At 70.2% G+C, this 17,803-nt stretch carries 14 protein-coding genes; 13 read left to right on the forward strand and 1 reads right to left on the reverse strand.

Going from position 1 to position 17,803, the window contains the following annotated elements:
- The first annotated feature begins 158 nt into the window (after nucleotides 1–158).
- From ABEB03_RS08365 to ABEB03_RS08425, 13 genes are all read left to right on the forward strand, one after another.
- Nucleotides 159–1,679: a UDP-N-acetylmuramoyl-L-alanyl-D-glutamate--2,6-diaminopimelate ligase gene (locus tag ABEB03_RS08365; protein WP_345643670.1), complete on the forward strand. Its 1,521-nt coding sequence runs from the start codon at nucleotides 159–161 to the stop codon at nucleotides 1,677–1,679.
- A 4-nt stretch (nucleotides 1,680–1,683) separates the two neighbouring features.
- The gene (locus tag ABEB03_RS08370; protein ID WP_345643673.1) at nucleotides 1,684–3,090 is read left to right on the forward strand and encodes a UDP-N-acetylmuramoyl-tripeptide--D-alanyl-D-alanine ligase; all 1,407 of its coding nucleotides are present in this window, start codon (nucleotides 1,684–1,686) and stop codon (nucleotides 3,088–3,090) included.
- Nucleotides 3,087–4,160 (forward strand): phospho-N-acetylmuramoyl-pentapeptide-transferase, encoded by a 1,074-nt coding sequence (gene mraY, locus ABEB03_RS08375; protein WP_028803195.1) that lies wholly within the window; start codon nucleotides 3,087–3,089, stop codon nucleotides 4,158–4,160. The genes ABEB03_RS08370 and mraY overlap by 4 nt, the downstream gene beginning before the upstream one ends.
- Nucleotides 4,142–5,578 carry a UDP-N-acetylmuramoyl-L-alanine--D-glutamate ligase gene (gene murD, locus ABEB03_RS08380; RefSeq protein WP_345643677.1) on the forward strand — a complete coding sequence of 479 codons (1,437 nt, stop codon included), beginning with the start codon at nucleotides 4,142–4,144 and terminating at the stop codon, nucleotides 5,576–5,578. The genes mraY and murD overlap by 19 nt, the downstream gene beginning before the upstream one ends.
- A 159-nt stretch (nucleotides 5,579–5,737) precedes the next feature.
- Complete coding sequence (ftsW, locus tag ABEB03_RS08385; protein WP_345643680.1) at nucleotides 5,738–7,102, forward strand: putative lipid II flippase FtsW; 1,365 nt, start codon at nucleotides 5,738–5,740, stop codon at nucleotides 7,100–7,102.
- Between the two features lie 6 nt (nucleotides 7,103–7,108).
- Nucleotides 7,109–8,200 carry an undecaprenyldiphospho-muramoylpentapeptide beta-N-acetylglucosaminyltransferase gene (gene murG / locus ABEB03_RS08390; RefSeq protein ID WP_095933706.1) on the forward strand — a complete coding sequence of 364 codons (1,092 nt, stop codon included), beginning with the start codon at nucleotides 7,109–7,111 and terminating at the stop codon, nucleotides 8,198–8,200.
- A 25-nt stretch (nucleotides 8,201–8,225) separates the two neighbouring features.
- Entirely contained in the window at nucleotides 8,226–9,011 is a 786-nt protein-coding gene (locus ABEB03_RS08395; RefSeq protein ID WP_345643686.1) for a cell division protein FtsQ/DivIB, read from the forward strand.
- Between the two features lie 280 nt (nucleotides 9,012–9,291).
- Nucleotides 9,292–10,485 carry a cell division protein FtsZ gene (gene ftsZ, locus ABEB03_RS08400; protein ID WP_345643689.1) on the forward strand — a complete coding sequence of 398 codons (1,194 nt, stop codon included), beginning with the start codon at nucleotides 9,292–9,294 and terminating at the stop codon, nucleotides 10,483–10,485.
- The gene (pgeF, locus tag ABEB03_RS08405; RefSeq protein ID WP_345643692.1) at nucleotides 10,482–11,219 is read left to right on the forward strand and encodes a peptidoglycan editing factor PgeF; all 738 of its coding nucleotides are present in this window, start codon (nucleotides 10,482–10,484) and stop codon (nucleotides 11,217–11,219) included. The genes ftsZ and pgeF overlap by 4 nt, the downstream gene beginning before the upstream one ends.
- A gap of 6 nt (nucleotides 11,220–11,225) precedes the next feature.
- A complete protein-coding gene (locus ABEB03_RS08410) occupies nucleotides 11,226–11,945 on the forward strand; it encodes a YggS family pyridoxal phosphate-dependent enzyme (protein WP_345643695.1) in 720 nt (239 codons plus the stop codon).
- A 129-nt stretch (nucleotides 11,946–12,074) separates the two neighbouring features.
- Nucleotides 12,075–12,716, forward strand: coding sequence for a cell division protein SepF (locus ABEB03_RS08415; RefSeq protein WP_028803187.1), 642 nt, complete (start codon nucleotides 12,075–12,077; stop codon nucleotides 12,714–12,716).
- Between the two features lie 52 nt (nucleotides 12,717–12,768).
- Complete coding sequence (locus ABEB03_RS08420) at nucleotides 12,769–13,053, forward strand: YggT family protein (RefSeq protein ID WP_028803186.1); 285 nt, start codon at nucleotides 12,769–12,771, stop codon at nucleotides 13,051–13,053.
- A 46-nt stretch (nucleotides 13,054–13,099) separates the two neighbouring features.
- Nucleotides 13,100–14,266, forward strand: a complete 1,167-nt coding sequence (locus ABEB03_RS08425) for a DivIVA domain-containing protein (RefSeq protein WP_345643703.1) — start codon at nucleotides 13,100–13,102, stop codon at nucleotides 14,264–14,266.
- Between the two features lie 335 nt (nucleotides 14,267–14,601).
- Here the strand turns inward: ABEB03_RS08425 and ileS are convergent, their stop codons facing one another.
- Nucleotides 14,602–17,745 (reverse strand): isoleucine--tRNA ligase, encoded by a 3,144-nt coding sequence (gene ileS, locus ABEB03_RS08430; protein ID WP_345643706.1) that lies wholly within the window; start codon nucleotides 17,743–17,745, stop codon nucleotides 14,602–14,604.
- Nucleotides 17,746–17,803: the final 58 nt, after the last annotated feature.

Here is a 17,803-nt window from a genome sequence, read left to right on the forward strand (position 1 = left end):
CACAACGGACCAGGAACCAGCCCGTGACTACGATCACCCCCGCTCCCGGGAACCAGTCCCCGCCGAACCCCTCACTTCGCTCCGGCGGGGGTGCGCCCGGTACGCTCACCGCCGTGCCACATGCTGATCAGTCCCAAACCACCCAGAAGGGCGTTCCTGTGACATATCCGGGGCCGCCCCGACCGGTTCACGTCTCCGCCACACCCCTCGCGGAGCTCGCCGATCAGCTGGGGACCACCGCCCCGGCGTCGAAGGCGGAGGTCACGGGCATCACCCATGACTCCCGCGCCGTGCGCCCGGGAGACCTGTACGCCGCGCTGCCCGGCGCCCGCCTGCACGGCGCCGACTTCGTGCCCCAGGCCGCCGGCCTCGGCGCCGTCGCCGTACTGACCGACCCGACCGGCGCCGAGCGAGCCGCGGCCACCGGCCTGCCGGTGCTCGTCGTCGACGATCCGCGCGGACGGATGGGCGAACTGGCCGCCACCATCTACGGCCACCCCGGGCGCGAGCTGCTCCAGATCGGGATCACCGGCACGTCCGGCAAGACCACGACGGCGTACCTCGTCGAGGGCGGTCTGAAGACGGTCCGCAGCACCGGCCTGATCGGCACGGTCGAGATGCGCATCGGCGACGAGCGCATCAAGTCCGAGCGCACCACCCCCGAAGCCACCGACCTCCAGGCGCTGTTCGCGGTGATGCGCGAGCGCGGCGTCGAGGCGGTCGCGATGGAGGTCTCCAGCCACGCGCTGGTCCTCGGGCGCGTCGACGGCTGCGTCTTCGACATCGCCGTCTTCAACAACCTGAGCCCGGAGCACATGGAGTTCCACTCCGACATGGAGGACTACTTCCGGGCCAAGGCGCAGCTGTTCACGCCGAAACGCAGCAGACTCGGCGTCGTCAACCTCGATGACGAGTACGGGCGCAGGCTGGCCAAGGAGGCCACCGTCCCGGTCGTCACCTTCTCCGCCGAGGGCCACCCCGACGCCGACTGGCGCGCCGAGGACGTCGAAGTCGGGCCCATGGACTCGACGTTCACCGCCGTCGGCCCCAAGGGCGAGCGCATCACCGCCAGGTCACCGCTCGCGGGCCCCTTCAACGTGGCGAACACCCTCGCCGCCGTCGTCGCCCTCGCCGTCGCGGGGATCGACCCGCAGGACGCCGCCGACGGCGTCGCCGCGGTGCCGGGCGTTCCGGGCCGCCTGGAGCGGGTGGACGCCGGCCAGCCCTACCTCGCCGTCGTCGACTACGCCCACAAGACGGACGCGGTCGAGTCGGTCCTGCGCGCCCTGCGCAAGGTCACCACCGGTCACCTGCACGTCGTGCTCGGCTGCGGCGGCGACCGTGACAAGACCAAGCGGATGCCGATGGGCGCGGCAGCGGCCCGGCTCGCCGACACCGCCGTACTGACCTCCGACAACCCCCGCTCCGAGGACCCCCTCGCGATCCTCGCCACGATGCTCGCGGGCGCCGCCGAGGTGCCGGCGCACGAGCGCGGCGAGGTCCAGGTCTTCGAGGACCGCGCCGCCGCCATCGCCGCCGCGGTCGCCCGCGCGCAGCCGGGCGACACCGTGCTGGTCGCGGGCAAGGGCCACGAGCAGGGCCAGGACATCGCCGGGGTGGTCCGTCCGTTCGACGACCGCCAGGTGCTTCGCGAAGCTATCCAGCAGACCCAGGGATGAACTTGTGATCGCCCTCTCTCTCGCCGAGATCGCAGCAGTCGTCGGCGGGCAGACGCACGACATACCGGATCCGTCAGTACAGGTCACCGGACCGGTCGTCAGAGACTCCCGTGAGGTGGAGTCCGGCAGCCTCTTCGTCGCCTTCGTGGGCGAGCGCGTGGACGGCCACGACTTCGCCGAGGCGGTGGTCGAGGCGGGCGCGGTCGCCGTGCTGGGGTCCCGCCCCGTCGGCGTGCCCGCGATCGTCGTCGCCGACGTCCAGGCGGCGCTCGGCGCGCTCGCCCGGCACGTCGTGGAACGGCTCGGCGCGACCCTCGTCGCCCTCACCGGCTCCGCGGGCAAGACCAGCACCAAGGACCTGATCGCCCAGGTGCTGCGGACCAAGGCGCCGACCGTCTTCACGCCCGGCTCGCTCAACAACGAGATCGGCCTGCCGCTCACCGCGCTCAGCGCCACCGAGGAGACCCGTTTCCTCGTCCTGGAGATGGGCGCCCGCGGCATCGGCCACATCAGCTACCTCGCCGGCCTGACCCCGCCGAAGGTCGGCCTCGTCCTCAACGTCGGCACCGCCCACATCGGCGAGTTCGGCGGACGCGAGCAGATCGCACAGGCGAAGGGCGAACTCGTCGAGAGCCTCCCGGAGGACGGCGCGGCGATCCTCAACGCCGACGATCCCCTCGTCCGCGCCATGGCATCCCGGACGAAGGCGCGCGTGATCCTCTTCGGTGAGTCCGACGAAGCGGACGTACGCGCCGAGAACGTCCGTCTCACGGACAGTGGACAGCCCGCCTTCAGTCTTCGCACACCCTCCGGGTGCAGTGACGTGACCATGCGCCTGTACGGTGAGCACCACGTGTCGAACGCGCTCGCCGCGGCCGCCGTCGCCCATGAGCTGGGCATGTCCGCAGACGAGATCGCCCGCGCGCTCTCCGAGGCGGACTCCCTCTCCCGCTGGCGGATGGAGGTCACCGAGCGTCCGGACGGCGTGACGGTCGTCAACGACGCCTACAACGCGAACCCCGAGTCCATGCGAGCCGCCCTGCGCGCGCTCGCGGCCATGGGCAGGGGACGTCGTACGTGGGCGGTGCTCGGTCAGATGGCCGAGCTCGGGGACGAGGCGCTCGCCGAGCACGACGCGGTCGGACGGCTCGCCGTCCGGCTCAACGTCAGCAAGCTCGTCGCGGTCGGGGGCAGGGAAGCGTCCTGGCTGCAACTGGGCGCATATAACGAGGGTTCGTGGGGTGAGGAGTCGGTGCACGTGTCCGACGCACAGGCGGCTGTCGACCTGTTGCGCAGCGAGCTGCGCCCGGGGGACGTCGTACTCGTGAAGGCGTCCAGGTCGGTCGGGCTCGAACGGGTGGCGCAGGCGCTGCTCGACAGCGGCCTCGAGGGTGAGGTTGCCGCCCGATGATGAAGCAGATCCTGTTCGCAGGAGTCATTGGCCTGTTCCTGACGCTGGTCGGCACTCCGCTGCTGATCAAGCTGCTGGCCCGAAAGGGTTACGGCCAGTACATCCGCGACGACGGCCCGCGCGAGCACCACAGCAAGCGCGGTACGCCGACCATGGGTGGTATCGCCTTCATCCTCGCGACGATCATCGCGTACTTCCTGTCGAAGGTGATCACGGGTTACGCGCCCACGTTCTCCGGCCTGCTGGTGCTCGGCCTGATGGCGGGCATGGGCCTGGTCGGCTTCCTGGACGACTACATCAAGATCGTCAAGCGGCGCTCGCTGGGTCTGCGCGCCAAGGCGAAGATGGCCGGACAGCTGATCGTGGGCATCGCCTTCGCGGTGCTGGCCCTCCAGTTCGCCGACAACCGCGGGAACACCCCGGCCTCCACGAAGCTCTCCTTCGTCCAGGACTTCGGCTGGTCCATCGGGCCGGTGCTCTTCGTGGTCTGGGCCCTGTTCATGATCCTGGCCATGTCCAACGGCGTGAACCTGACGGACGGTCTGGACGGTCTCGCCACCGGCGCGGCCACGATGGTCTTCGGCGCCTACACCTTCATCGGCGTCTGGCAGTTCCAGGAGTCCTGCGCCAACGCCGCGACTCTCACGAACCCGGCCGCCTGCTACGAGGTACGCGATCCGCTGGACCTCGCGGTCGTCGCCTCCGCCCTGATGGGCGCCTGCTTCGGCTTCCTGTGGTGGAACACCTCGCCGGCCAAGATCTTCATGGGCGACACCGGTTCGCTGGCCCTCGGCGGCGCGCTCGCCGGTCTGGCGATCTGCTCCCGCACGGAGCTGCTGGTCGCGCTCCTCGGCGGTCTCTTCGTCCTCATCACCATGTCGGTCGTGATCCAGGTCGGGTCCTTCCGGCTGACCGGCCGACGCGTCTTCCGCATGGCACCACTCCAGCACCACTTCGAACTCAAGGGGTGGTCCGAAGTCCTTGTGGTGGTCCGCTTCTGGATCATTCAGGGCATGTGCGTCATCGTAGGACTGGGCCTCTTCTACGCAGGATGGGCAGCCAAGAAGTGATCGACTGGCAGGGCAAGAACGTCACCGTCGCCGGGCTCGGCGTCTCCGGCATCCCGGCGGCCAAGGTGCTGCACGGCCTCGGCGCGGTCGTCACGGTCGTCAACGACGGCGACGACGAGCGCTCCCGGGCCCAGGCCGCGGAGCTGGAGGCGCTCGGTGTCACCGTGCGCCTCGGTGACGGCGCGACCCTGCCGGAAGGCACCGAACTCATCGTGACCGCACCCGGCTGGAAGCCGGACAAGCCGCTGTTCGCCGCGGCCGCCGAGGCGAGCGTCCCGGTCTGGGGCGACGTCGAACTCGCCTGGCGGCTGCGCGGCCGGGACGGCAGGGAACCAGCGCCCTGGCTGGCGGTCACCGGCACCAACGGCAAGACCACCACCGTCCAGATGCTCGCCTCCATCCTGGAGGCGGCCGGACTGCGCACCGCGGCGGTCGGCAACATCGGCGTCTCGCTGCTGGACGCGGTCCTCGGCGAGGAGACGTACGACGTCCTCGCGGTGGAGCTGTCGAGCTATCAGCTGCACTGGGCGCCCTCGCTGCGCGCCCATTCGGCCGCCGTGCTGAACCTGGCGCCCGACCACCTCGACTGGCACGGCTCCATGGAGGCGTACGCCGCCGACAAGGGCCGTATCTACGAGGGCAATCGGGTCGCCTGCGTCTACAACGTCGCCGACAAGGCGACCGAGGACCTGGTGCGCGAGGCGGACGTGGAGGAGGGCTGCCGGGCGATCGGCTTCACGCTCGGCACGCCCGGACCGTCCCAACTCGGCGTCGTGGAAGGCATCCTGGTCGACCGGGCCTTCGTCGAGGACCGGCACAAGAACGCGCAGGAGCTCGCGGAGGTGTCGGACGTCCATCCGCCCGCCCCGCACAACATCGCCAACGCCCTTGCGGCGGCAGCCCTGGCCCGCGCCTTCGGTGTGCCCGCCAAGGCGGTGCGCGACGGACTGCGCGCCTTCCGGCCCGACGCGCACCGCATCGCGCACGTCGCCGACGTGGACCAGGTCGCCTACATCGACGATTCCAAGGCCACCAACACCCATGCGGCGGAGGCCTCTTTGGCCGCCTACGAGTCGATCGTGTGGATCGCGGGCGGCCTCGCCAAGGGCGCGACCTTCGACGAGCTGGTCGCCAAGTCGGCGAAGCGGCTCCGGGGTGTCGTCCTGATCGGCGCGGACCGCGCGCTGATCGGCGAAGCGCTCGCGCGACACGCCCCGGAAGTACCCGTCGTCGACCTCGACCGGACCGACACTGGGGCGATGCTCGCGGCGGTCCGGGAGGCCGCGCGGCTCGCCGGGCCGGGGGACACCGTTCTGCTGGCGCCGGCCTGTGCGTCCATGGACATGTTCGCCAACTACAACAAGCGCGGTGACGCTTTCGCGGAGGCGGTTCGCGAACTCGGCGCCGCGAGCGCCTGACGGCGGGTCCGGCCGACCCGGGCGCCCGGGACCCTTGGGAGCGACGCGTGACGCCATCCTGGTCGGTACCTCGTCTGCGGCTTCGGGCCGGCGGCACGACGCCTTGGGGGCCCCTCCAGCCCTCCGGGGCGCCCTCCCGCGGCGCGGGAGGTGCCGGCCGTGCCGAGTAGCCGTACGGGCCGCCCCCCGGTCCAGCGCGCGCCGCGACGACCGTCCGGCGCCCGGTCCCCGCGCGACAACCCCGTCCGCCGGTTCCACCTGCGCGCCCGCAAGGCCTGGGACCGGCCGCTCACCGCGTACTACCTGATCCTGGGCGGCAGCCTGCTGATCACCGTGCTCGGCCTGGTGATGGTCTACTCGGCCTCGCAGATCACCGCGCTGCAGCTCTCGCTGCCGGGTTCGTACTTCTTCCGCAAGCAGTTCCTGGCCGCCGTGATCGGCGGTGTGCTCATGCTGGTCGCCTCGCGGATGCCGGTGAAACTGCACCGGGCGCTGGCGTACCCGATCCTGGCGGGCGCCGTCTTCCTGATGGCCCTGGTGCAGGTGCCGGGGATAGGGGTCTCGGTCAACGGCAACCAGAACTGGATCTCCGTCGGCGGCCCGTTCCAGCTCCAGCCCAGCGAGTTCGGCAAGCTCGCGCTCGTGCTGTGGGGCGCCGACCTGATCGCCCGCAAACAGGACAAGCGGCTGCTGACCCAGTGGAAGCACATGCTGGTGCCGCTCGTACCGGTGGCCTTCATGCTGCTCGGGCTGATCATGCTCGGCGGCGACATGGGAACCGCGATCATTCTCACAGCGATCCTCTTCGGGCTGCTGTGGCTGGCGGGAGCGCCCACCCGGCTGTTCGCCGGCGTGCTGGCCGTCGCCGCGACCATCGGCGTCATCCTCATCAAGACCAGCCCGAACCGCATGGCCAGGCTCGCCTGCATCGGTGCCACCGACCCGGGGCCGGGCGATCACTGCTGGCAGGCCGTGCACGGCATCTACGCCCTCGCCTCCGGCGGACTCTTCGGTTCCGGCCTGGGTGCCAGCGTGGAAAAATGGGGCCAACTGCCCGAAGCGCACACCGACTTCATCTTCGCCATCACCGGGGAGGAACTGGGTCTGGCGGGGACGCTGTCGGTGCTCGCCCTCTTCGCGGCTCTAGGCTATGCGGGTATCCGCGTGGCCGGACGCACGGAGGACCCCTTCGTGAGGTATGCCGCGGGAGGCGTGACCACCTGGATCACGGCCCAGGCCGTGATCAACATCGGTGCGGTGCTCGGTCTGCTGCCGATCGCCGGAGTCCCGCTCCCGCTGTTCTCCTACGGGGGTTCCGCCCTGCTGCCGACCATGTTCGCCATCGGGCTGCTGATCGCCTTCGCACGCGACGAGCCCGCTGCGCGGGCGGCGCTTGCCATGCGGCAACCCCGCTTTGGTAGAAAGCGTGCTGCGGTGAGAGGCTCCGCGGGGACCGCGGGGCCTCGGAGATGGAACACGATGCGACGGCGTGCCGGCACGGCGCGTTCGTCCGGAGAGCGGTGAATTTCGGTGCATGTCGTACTCGCCGGCGGGGGGACCGCCGGCCACATCGAGCCCGCGCTCGCCCTCGCGGACGCCCTGCGCAGGCAGGACCCGACCGTGGGGATCACGGCCCTGGGCACGGAGCGCGGTCTGGAGACCCGCCTCGTACCGGAGCGCGGCTACGAACTCGCGCTGATTCCCGCCGTGCCGCTGCCACGCAAGCCCACGCCCGAGCTGATCACCGTCCCCGGGCGGCTGCGCGGCACCATCAAGGCGGCCGAGCAGATCATGGAGCGCACCAAGGCGGACGCCGTCGTCGGCTTCGGCGGGTACGTCGCCCTGCCCGGCTACCTCGCGGCGAAGCGCCTCGGTGTGCCGATCGTCATCCACGAGGCCAACGCCCGTCCCGGCCTCGCCAACAAGATCGGGTCGCGGTACGCCGCCCAGGTCGCCGTCTCCACGCCCGACAGCAAGCTCCGCGGGGCCCGCTACATCGGCATCCCGCTGCGCCGCTCCATCGCCACCCTCGACCGGGCCGCCGTGCGCCCCGAGGCCCGCGCCGCGTTCGGGCTCGACCCCAACCTGCCGACCCTGCTGGTCTCCGGCGGCTCGCAGGGCGCCCGCCGCCTCAACGAGGTCGTCCAGCAGGCGGCGCCCTACCTCCAGCAGGCGGGCATCCAGATCCTGCACGCGGTCGGCCCGAAGAACGAACTGCCGCAGGTGCACCAGATGCCGGGGATGCCCCCGTACATCCCGGTACCGTACGTGGACCGGATGGACCTCGCGTACGCCGCGGCCGACATGATGCTCTGCCGCGCGGGCGCGATGACCGTCGCCGAGCTCTCCGCCGTCGGGCTGCCCGCCGCGTACGTCCCGCTGCCCATCGGCAACGGCGAACAGCGGCTGAACGCCCAGCCGGTGGTCAAGGCCGGCGGCGGGCTGCTGGTCGACGACGCGGAGCTGTCGCCTCAGTGGGTGCAGCAGAACGTGCTCCCCGTGCTCGCGGACCCGCACCGGCTGTACGAGATGTCCCGCGCCGCCAGCGAGTTCGGCCGCCGGGACGCCGACGACCTGCTCGTCGGCATGGTGTACGAGGCGATCGCCTCTCGCCGTCACTAGGACCGCATGAGGGAAGGCAGGGAGCGTGGCCGGACCGAGCACCGCCGAGCGCGGCGAACGGCAGAAGCAGGAATCCGGCCCGCCCCGGCCGTCCCGTGTCGGGCGACTGCGTCGCCCTCGTAAGCTCATCATCCTTTTGGCCTCCGTGGTGTTGGCCGGGGCCGCGTCCGTCTGGGTCCTCTACGGCTCGCAGTGGCTGCGCGTGGACCGCGTGACGGTGTCGGGGACACGGGTGCTGACGGCGGACCAGGTGCGCAAGGCGGCCGACGTTCCGGTCGGTTCCCCGCTGATTTCTGTCGAAACGGACGCGATTGCGGCACGACTGCGGAGCGAATTGCCCCGAATTGACTCGATTGACGTCGTCCGTTCCTGGCCGAACGGAATCGGGCTGAAAGTCACCGAGCGCACCCCCGTCCTGATTATCGAAAAAGGCACAAAATACGTCGAAGTGGACGCCAAGGGTGTGCGATTCGCGACGGTTTCCGACGCTCCGCGTGGCGTGCCCGCACTGGAATTGAAGGTCTCCCGGTCGGCCGGCCTGCGCCGCTTCGGCACCGACCGGCTGGTGCGCGAGGCGGTACGGGCCGCGGGCGACCTTCCGGCCGCGGTCTCCCGCGACACGAGCACCGTCAAAGTCCGTTCCTACGACTCGATCCGGCTGGAGTTGAAGGGCGGCCGGACCGTCGACTGGGGCAGCGGCGAGAAGGGGCGCGCCAAAGCCAGGGCGCTCACCGCTCTCATGAAAGCCGCTCCAGGTGCCCGGCACTTCGACGTGAGCGTTCCCACCGCCCCTGCGTCATCGGGCAGTTGACGCACATCTGCGCAGGCCAGCACCCTAGTTGGGCAGCGCTACGGCTGATCACATAGGGTGAAAAGAAAAACGGGAGGTTCGGCGTGTTCGTTGAACGTGCGCCACTTGTCGACTTAGTGTCCTGTTCGGAAGAGTCCAAGGAACAGACACACTGGTAACCCTAAACTTCAGCGTTAGGGTTCGGGTCGGCGTTCGGACCGTCCCAATTCGGCATCAGCCGTCGGACCGCGGAGCACCCGTGAGACGACGGCAACGTAATTCGAGGCGAGAGGCCTTCGACGTGGCAGCACCGCAGAACTACCTCGCAGTCATCAAGGTCATCGGTGTCGGCGGCGGTGGTGTCAATGCCATCAACCGGATGATCGAGGTCGGTCTCAAGGGTGTCGAGTTCATCGCCATCAACACCGACGCACAGGCGCTGTTGATGAGCGACGCCGACGTCAAGCTCGACGTCGGCCGCGAACTGACCCGCGGACTCGGCGCCGGCGCCAACCCGGCCGTCGGCCGCAAGGCCGCCGAGGACCACCGCGAGGAGATCGAAGAGGTCCTCAAGGGGGCCGACATGGTCTTCGTGACCGCCGGTGAGGGCGGCGGCACCGGCACCGGCGGCGCACCCGTCGTGGCCAACATCGCGCGCTCGCTCGGCGCCCTGACCATCGGCGTGGTCACGCGCCCGTTCACCTTCGAGGGACGGCGCCGCGCCAACCAGGCCGAGGACGGCATCGCCGAACTCCGCGAAGAGGTCGACACCCTCATCGTCATCCCGAACGACCGGCTGCTGTCCATCTCGGACCGCCAGGTCTCCGTCCTCGACGCCTTCAAGTCGGCGGACCAGGTCCTGCTCTCCGGTGTTCAGGGCATCACCGACCTCATCACCACGCCCGGTCTGATCAACCTCGACTTCGCGGACGTCAAGTCCGTCATGTCCGAGGCCGGTTCGGCGCTCATGGGCATCGGCTCGGCCCGCGGTGACGACCGCGCCGTCGCGGCGGCCGAGATGGCGATCTCCTCGCCGCTCCTCGAAGCCTCCATCGACGGCGCGCGCGGCGTGCTGCTCTCCATCTCCGGCGGCTCCGACCTCGGCCTGTTCGAGATCAACGAGGCCGCCCAGCTGGTCAGCGAGGCCGCCCACCCCGAGGCCAACATCATCTTCGGCGCGGTCATCGACGACGCCCTCGGCGACGAGGTGCGGGTCACCGTCATCGCCGCCGGCTTCGACGGCGGCCAGCCCCCGGCGAAGCGGGACAACGTCCTCGGGTCGTCCACCGCCAAGCGCGAGGAGCCGGCACCGGTGCGCTCCACAGAGAGCCGCCCGTCCTTCGGTTCGCTCGGCAGCGTGACGCCGAAGGAGGCCGCTCCGGAGCCCGCCCCCGAGCCGGTCAGCGAGATCCAGGCCCCGCCGCCGGTCCCGCCGTCCCGCTCCTACGCCGACAGCCCGGCCGAAGAGCTGGACGTGCCGGACTTCCTGAAGTGATAGGGCAGCGCTCCCGAACGAGCACAGTGAGCGGCGCGCACTTCGCCTTCACCGACCGGTGGGGCGGGGTGAGCGCCGTTCCGTACGAGGAGCTCAACCTCGGCGGGGCGGTCGGCGACGACCCCGCCGCCGTGCGCTCCAACCGTGAACTGGCCGCCGGGTCACTGGGACTCGACGCGGCCCGGGTGGTCTGGATGAACCAGGTGCACGGACCGGACGTGGCCGTCGTCGACGCGCCGTGGGGGGACCGCCCCGTGGCCGAGGTCGATGCGATCATCACCACGCGGCCCGGACTCGCCCTCGCCGTGCTCACCGCGGACTGCACGCCCGTGCTGCTCGCCGATCCGGTGGCCAAGGTGGTGGCCGCCGCCCACGCGGGACGGCCCGGCATGGTGGCCGGAGTCGTCCCCGCGGCGGTGCGCGCCATGGTGGAACTGGGGGCCGAGACGGGGCGGATCGTCGCCCGGACCGGCCCCGCGGTCTGCGGACGCTGCTACGAAGTGCCCGAGGAGATGCGCGCCGAGGTCGCCGCGATCGAGCCGGCGGCGTACGCCGAGACCAGCTGGGGCACCCCCGCGGTCGACGTGACCGCCGGAGTGCACGCGCAGTTGGAACGGCTCGGGGTGAGCGACCGGGAGCAGTCGATGGTGTGCACGCTCGAATCGCAGGACCACTTCTCGTACCGCCGCGACCGCACGACGGGGCGGCTCGCGGGCTATGTCTGGCTGGACTGATGGGGCATGACAGAACGTAAGGCTCAACTCGCCGCGAATCTGGCGAAAGTGGAGGAGCGCATCGCGGCCGCGTGCAAGGCGGCGGGTCGGGAGCGCGAAGAGGTGACCCTGATCGTGGTCACCAAGACCTATCCCGCGAGCGATGTGCGGATCCTGTCGGAACTCGGTGTGCGTCACGTCGCCGAGAACCGCGACCAGGACGCGGCCCCCAAGGCCGCGGAGTGTTCGGATCTGCCCCTCTCGTGGCATTTTGTCGGTCAGTTGCAGACCAACAAGGTGCGTTCCGTGGTCGGTTACGCCCATGTCGTGCAGTCCATCGATCGTTCCAAGCTCGTCACGGCCTTGTCGAAGGAGGCGGTGCGGGCGGGGCGCGAAGTGGGGTGCCTCATCCAGGTCGCACTGGACGCCGAGGAGAGCGGCCGGGGTGAGCGCGGGGGTGTGGGAGTCGCGGGAATCGAGGAGTTGGCCGACCTCGTCGCGGACTCCCCGGGGCTGCGACTCGACGGGCTGATGACCGTCGCGCCGCTCACCGGACCGTTCGCGGGACGTGAACAGGCGGCGTTCGAGCGGCTGATGGATTTGTCGACTGTCCTGCGCAGCGCTCATCCGGCTGCGAACATGGTCTCGGCAGGGATGAGCTCGGACCTCGAACAGGCCGTGGCAGCCGGAGCGACACATGTACGCGTCGGTACTGCGGTACTCGGAGTCCGACCCAGGCTCGGGTAACGTCGCCAAGAAGTCGGACCACAGCAGAAAATATGGTCATTTCCGCCATAGGCGGGCATAACGACCACGTGGATCGCGGGCACTTGGCAATTCGTCAGCCGATCCACCACAGAGCGGAGGACTCAGAGCATGGCCGGCGCGATGCGCAAGATGGCGGTCTACCTCGGCCTCGTGGAGGACGATGGGTACGACGGCAGGGGATTCGACCCCGACGACGACTTCGAGCCCGAGCTCGATCCGGAGCCCGAGCGGGACCGGCGACGGCATGAACCGTCACACCAGTCACATCAGGCACACCAGTCCCAAAGGGACGATTCGGTACGAGTGGTGCAGCCTCCGGCGCCGCGCGATCCGGTGCCCCATTCCGCTTCGCTCCCCGCGGAATCCGGGCGTCCGGCGCGAATCGCCCCCGTGGCATCCATCACACAAGAACGTCAGAGCCTGGAGAAGAACGCGCCGGTGATCATGCCCAAGGTCGTGTCCGAGCGAGAGCCGTACCGGATCACCACGCTGCACCCCCGGACCTACAACGAGGCCCGTACCATCGGGGAACACTTCCGTGAAGGCACCCCGGTGATCATGAATCTGACTGAGATGGATGACACAGACGCGAAGCGACTTGTCGACTTTGCGGCTGGTTTGGTGTTTGGTCTCCACGGCAGCATCGAGCGGGTGACGCAGAAGGTGTTCCTGTTGTCGCCTGCTAACGTCGATGTCACGGCGGAGGACAAGGCCCGCATCGCAGAGGGCGGGTTCTTCAACCAGAGCTGAGACGCAGGACCGGAAACAAAGCTGGGAAACAGGGGAGAGGGAAGCACGGATCATGAGCGTGGTCGGGCAGGTTCTCTACATCGCGCTGATGTGTTTCCTCATCGTGCTGATTTTCCGGCTTGTCATGGACTACGTCTTCCAGTTCGCCCGCTCATGGCAACCCGGCAAGGCGATGGTGGTCGTTCTGGAGGCCACCTACACTGTCACCGATCCACCGCTCAAGCTTCTGCGGCGGTTCATCCCGCCGCTGCGTCTCGGGGGCGTGGCGCTCGACCTGTCCTTCTTCGTACTGATGATCATCGTCTACATCCTGATCTCCGTCGTGAGCCGGCTGTGAACGATACGGTCTTGCCGAATGCCGACGACTACGTTGAGGTGAAGAGATGCCGTTGACCCCCGAGGACGTGCGGAACAAGCAGTTCACGACCGTCCGCCTCCGAGAAGGCTATGACGAGGACGAGGTCGATGCCTTCCTCGACGAGGTCGAAGCCGAACTGACGCGCCTGCTGCGCGAGAACGAGGACCTGCGCGCCAAGCTGGCCGCCGCCACGCGTGCCGCCGCGCAGAACCAGCAGCAGGGCATGCGCAAGCCGCCCGAGCAGCAGGACCAGCAGCAGGGTCCGCCGCAGGGCATGCGAGGTCCCGGCGCTCCCGTGCCCGCCGGCATATCGGGCCCGCCGCAGCAGCAGATGGGTGGCCCCATGGGTGGCCCGCCCCAGCTGCCGAGCGGTGCACCGCAGCTGCCCGCGGGCCCCAGCGGCCAGGGCGGTCCGCAGGGTCCCGGCCCGATGGGTCAGGGTCCGATGGGTCAGGGGCCGATGGGCCAGGGTCCGGGTCCCGGCCAGATGCAGCCGCAGATGCAGCAGCAGATGGGCGGTCCCATGGGCGGTCCCATGGGTGGCCCCATGGGCGGTCACGGTCCGCAGATGCCGCAGCCCGGTCAGGGTCCCGGCGGCGACAGCGCCGCCCGTGTGCTCTCGCTGGCCCAGCAGACCGCCGACCAGGCGATCGCCGAGGCCCGTTCCGAGGCCAACAAGATCGTCGGTGAGGCCCGCAGCCGCGCCGAGGGTCTGGAGCGGGACGCCCGTGCCAAGGCCGACGCGCTGGAGCGGGACGCGCAGGAGAAGCACCGCGTCGCGATGGGCTCCCTGGAGTCCGCCCGCGCCACGCTGGAGCGCAAGGTCGAGGACCTGCGCGGCTTCGAGCGCGAGTACCGTACGCGACTGAAGTCCTACCTGGAGTCGCAGCTGCGCCAGCTGGAGACGCAGGCGGACGACTCGCTCGCCCCGCCGCGTACCCCGGCCACCGCGTCCCTGCCGTCGCCGTCCGCGCCCTCCATGGCTCCGGCCGGTGCGAGTGCGCCGTCCTACGGTGGCAACCAGGGCATGGGTGGAGCGCCGGCCCCGGCCGCGCCCTCCTACGGTGGGCAGCAGCAGATGTCGCCGGCCATGACCCAGCCGATGGCTCCGGTGCGGCCGCAGGGGCCGTCGCCGATGCAGCAGGCTCCCTCGCCGATGCGTGGGTTCCTCATCGACGAGGACGACAACTGACGGCCTTCAGTACGCCTTAGGCGTCGGCAGCGTTCAGGGCGGGGCCCCCGGGATTCCGGGGCCCCGCCCTTTTGCGTCCTTCCGCGGGGCGCGGGGCCGGGTTCTCTCGCCCCCTCCGCCCCTGCCCGTCCCGTCTCCCTGGGGGCTGCGCCCCCAGACCCCCGATCGGCCTGGACGGCCTCGTCCTCAAGCGCCGGACGGGCTGAGAACAGCCCCTCCGGCGCTTGAGGAGCGGGGTCCGGGGCGGAGGGGGCGAAAGAAAGGGCCCCGGCGGACCCGTCCGCCGCTGGGGAGCGGGGCGGGGCGCCGGGGCCCAGAGGACCCGGGGCGGCGGGTTACGCCTTGCGGAGGCGGAAGGTCAGGGACAGGGACTCGTCCGTGAACGGGGCGCCGTAGGAGTCGTCGGCCTCGCCCTGGGCGAAGTCCGTGGCGAGGACCTCGTCCGCGATGAGCCCGGAGTGCTCGGAGAGCGCCGCGATGACGGCCGGGTCCGTGGACACCCACCGCAGCGCGATCCGGTCGGCCACGTCGAGTCCGCTGTTCTTGCGGGCCTCCTGGATCAGCCGGATCGCGTCACGGGCGAGGCCCGCCTGCCGCAGCTCCTCGGTGATCTCCAGATCGAGCGCGACCGTGGCACCGGAGTCGGACGCCACCGACCAGCCCTCGCGGGGGGTCTCCGTGATGATGACCTCGTCCGGTGCCAGCGTCACCGTCTCCCCGTCGACCTCGACCGACGCCGTGCCCTCACGCAGGGCGAGGGAGAGCGCCGCCGCGTCCGTCTCGGCGATGGCCTTCGCCACGGCCTGGACACCCTTGCCGAAGCGCTTGCCGAGCGCCCGGAAGTTCGCCTTGGCGGTGGTGTCCACGAGTGACCCGCCGACCTCGGAGAGCGAGGCGAGCGAGCTCACGTTCAGCTCCTCGGTGATCTGGGCGTGCAGCTCGGGGTCGAGGACGTCGAAGCCTGACGCGGCGACCAGCGCCCGGGACAGCGGCTGACGCGTCTTGACGCCCGACTCCGCGCGCGTGGCGCGGCCGAGCTCCACGAGACGGCGCACGAGCACCATCTGCCGCGACATCTCGGGGTCGATCGCGGACAGGTCCGCCTCCGGCCAGGAGGACAGGTGGACGGACTCGGGGGCGCCCGGCGTGACCGGGACGACCAGGTCCTGCCAGACCCGCTCGGTGATGAACGGGGTCAGCGGGGCCATCAGCCGCGTGACCGTCTCGACGACCTCGTGCAGCGTGCGCAGCGCGGCCTTGTCGCCCTGCCAGAAGCGGCGGCGCGAGCGGCGCACGTACCAGTTGGACAGGTCGTCGACGAACGCCGAGAGCAGCTTTCCGGCGCGCTGGGTGTCGTAGGCCTCCAGCGCCTGCGTCACCTGGTCGGTGAGCGCGTGCAGTTCGGAGAGCAGCCAGCGGTCGAGCACCGGGCGGTCCGCCGGGGCCGGATCGGCCTCGCTGGGTGCCCAGTCGGAGGTGCGGGCGTACAGGGCCTGGAAGGCGACCGTGTTCCAGTACGTGAGGAGCGTCTTGCGGACGACCTCCTGGATGGTGCCGTGGCCCACGCGACGGGCCGCCCACGGGGAGCCGCCGGCCGCCATGAACCAGCGCACCGCGTCCGCACCGTGCTGGTCCATCAGCGGGATCGGCTGAAGGATGTTGCCCAGGTGCTTGGACATCTTGCGGCCGTCCTCGGCCAGGATGTGGCCCAGGCAGACGACGTTCTCGTACGACGACTTGTCGAAGACGAGGGTGCCGACGGCCATCAGCGTGTAGAACCAGCCGCGGGTCTGGTCGATGGCCTCGGAGATGAACTGCGCCGGGTAGCGGCTCTCGAACAGCTCCTTGTTCTTGTACGGGTAGCCCCACTGCGCGAACGGCATCGAACCCGAGTCGTACCAGGCGTCGATGACCTCCGGGACGCGGGTCGCCGTGCTGCCGCAGCCGTCCTGCGGGCAGGCGAAGGTGACCGCGTCGATGTACGGCCGGTGCGGGTCCAGGGCGGACTGGTCGGTGCCCGTCAGCTCGGTGAGCTCCGCGCGGGAGCCGACACAGGTGAGGTGGTCCTCCTCGCAGCGCCACAGCGGGAGCGGGGTGCCCCAGTAGCGGCTGCGGGACAGCGCCCAGTCGATGTTGTTGTTCAGCCAGTCGCCGAAGCGGCCGTGCTTGACCGACTCCGGGAACCAGTTGGTCTTCTCGTTCTCCTCGAGGAGACGGTCCTTGACGGCCGTGGTGCGGATGTACCAGGACGGCTGCGCGTAGTAGAGCAGCGCGGTGTGGCAGCGCCAGCAGTGCGGATAGCTGTGCTCGTACGGGATGTGCTTGAACAGCAGGCCGCGGGCGTCGAGGTCCTCGGTGAGCTTCTCGTCGGCCTTCTTGAAGAAGACGCCGCCGACCATCGGGACGTCTTCCTCGAAGGTGCCGTCGGGGCGCACCGGGTTGACCACGGGCAGGCCGTACGCGCGGCACACCTTGAGGTCGTCCTCGCCGAAGGCGGGGGACTGGTGGACCAGACCCGTGCCGTCCTCGGTGGTGACGTACTCGGCGTTCACCACGAAGTGCGCCGGAGCCGGGAACTCCACCAGCTCGAGCGGTCGTTGGTAGTTCCAGCGCTCCATCTCGGCGCCCGTGAAGGACTCGCCGGTGGTCTGCCAGCCCTCGCCGAGCGCCTTCTCGACGAGCGGCTCGGCGACGACGAGCTGCTCCTCGCCGTTCGTGGCGACGACGTAGGTGACGTCGGGGTGCGCGGCGACGGCGGTGTTGGAGACGAGCGTCCAGGGGGTCGTCGTCCACACCAGGAGCGCGGCCCGGCCGGCCAGCGGACCGGAGGTGAGCGGGAAACGGACGTACACGGACGGGTCGACGACCGTCTCGTAGCCCTGCGCCAGCTCGTGGTCCGACAGGCCGGTGCCGCAGCGCGGGCACCAGGGGGCGACGCGGTGGTCCTGGACCAGCAGACCCTTGTTGAAGATCTCCTTGAGCGACCACCAGACCGACTCGATGTACTCGGGGTCCATCGTGACGTAGGCGTCGTCGAGGTCGACCCAGTACCCCATGCGGGTCGTCAGGTCGGAGAAGGCGTCGGTGTGGCGCAGCACGGACTCGCGGCACCTGGCGTTGAACTCGGCGATGCCGTACGCCTCGATGTCCTTCTTGCCGCTGAAGCCGAGCTCCTTCTCGACCGCCAGCTCCACCGGCAGGCCGTGGCAGTCCCAGCCGGCCTTGCGGGCCACGTGGTAGCCGCGCATGGTGCGGAAGCGGGGGAAGACGTCCTTGAAGACGCGCGCCTCGATGTGGTGGGCGCCCGGCATGCCGTTGGCGGTGGGCGGGCCCTCGTAGAACACCCACTCGGGGCGGCCCTCGGACTGCTCGAGGCTCTTGGCGAAGATCTTCTGCTCACGCCAGAAGTCGAGCACGGCGTGCTCGAGCGCGGGCAGGTCGACCTGGGCGGGCACCTGGCGGTACTGCGTCGGTTTCATCGGCGAGCTTCCTCCGGCGGACGTTCTGCCTTCCGTCGGAGGGACGAGAGCCTGTTCT

The sequence above is a fragment of the Streptomyces siamensis genome, assembly GCF_039543605.1.
In the GTDB taxonomy this organism is placed as follows: Bacteria; Actinomycetota; Actinomycetes; order Streptomycetales; family Streptomycetaceae; genus Streptomyces; species Streptomyces siamensis.

Coding starts and splice junctions, on each gene's coding strand:
- mraY (WP_028803195.1), top strand. CDS start 3,087: ATGATGAAGCAGATCCTGTTCGCAGGAGTCATTGGCCTGTTCCTGACG.
- murD (WP_345643677.1), top strand. CDS start 4,142: ATGGGCAGCCAAGAAGTGATCGACTGGCAGGGCAAGAACGTCACCGTC.
- ABEB03_RS08410 (WP_345643695.1), top strand. CDS start 11,226: ATGACAGAACGTAAGGCTCAACTCGCCGCGAATCTGGCGAAAGTGGAG.
- ABEB03_RS08415 (WP_028803187.1), top strand. CDS start 12,075: ATGGCCGGCGCGATGCGCAAGATGGCGGTCTACCTCGGCCTCGTGGAG.
- ABEB03_RS08420 (WP_028803186.1), top strand. CDS start 12,769: ATGAGCGTGGTCGGGCAGGTTCTCTACATCGCGCTGATGTGTTTCCTC.
- ABEB03_RS08425 (WP_345643703.1), top strand. CDS start 13,100: ATGCCGTTGACCCCCGAGGACGTGCGGAACAAGCAGTTCACGACCGTC.
- ileS (WP_345643706.1), bottom strand. CDS start 17,745: ATGAAACCGACGCAGTACCGCCAGGTGCCCGCCCAGGTCGACCTGCCC.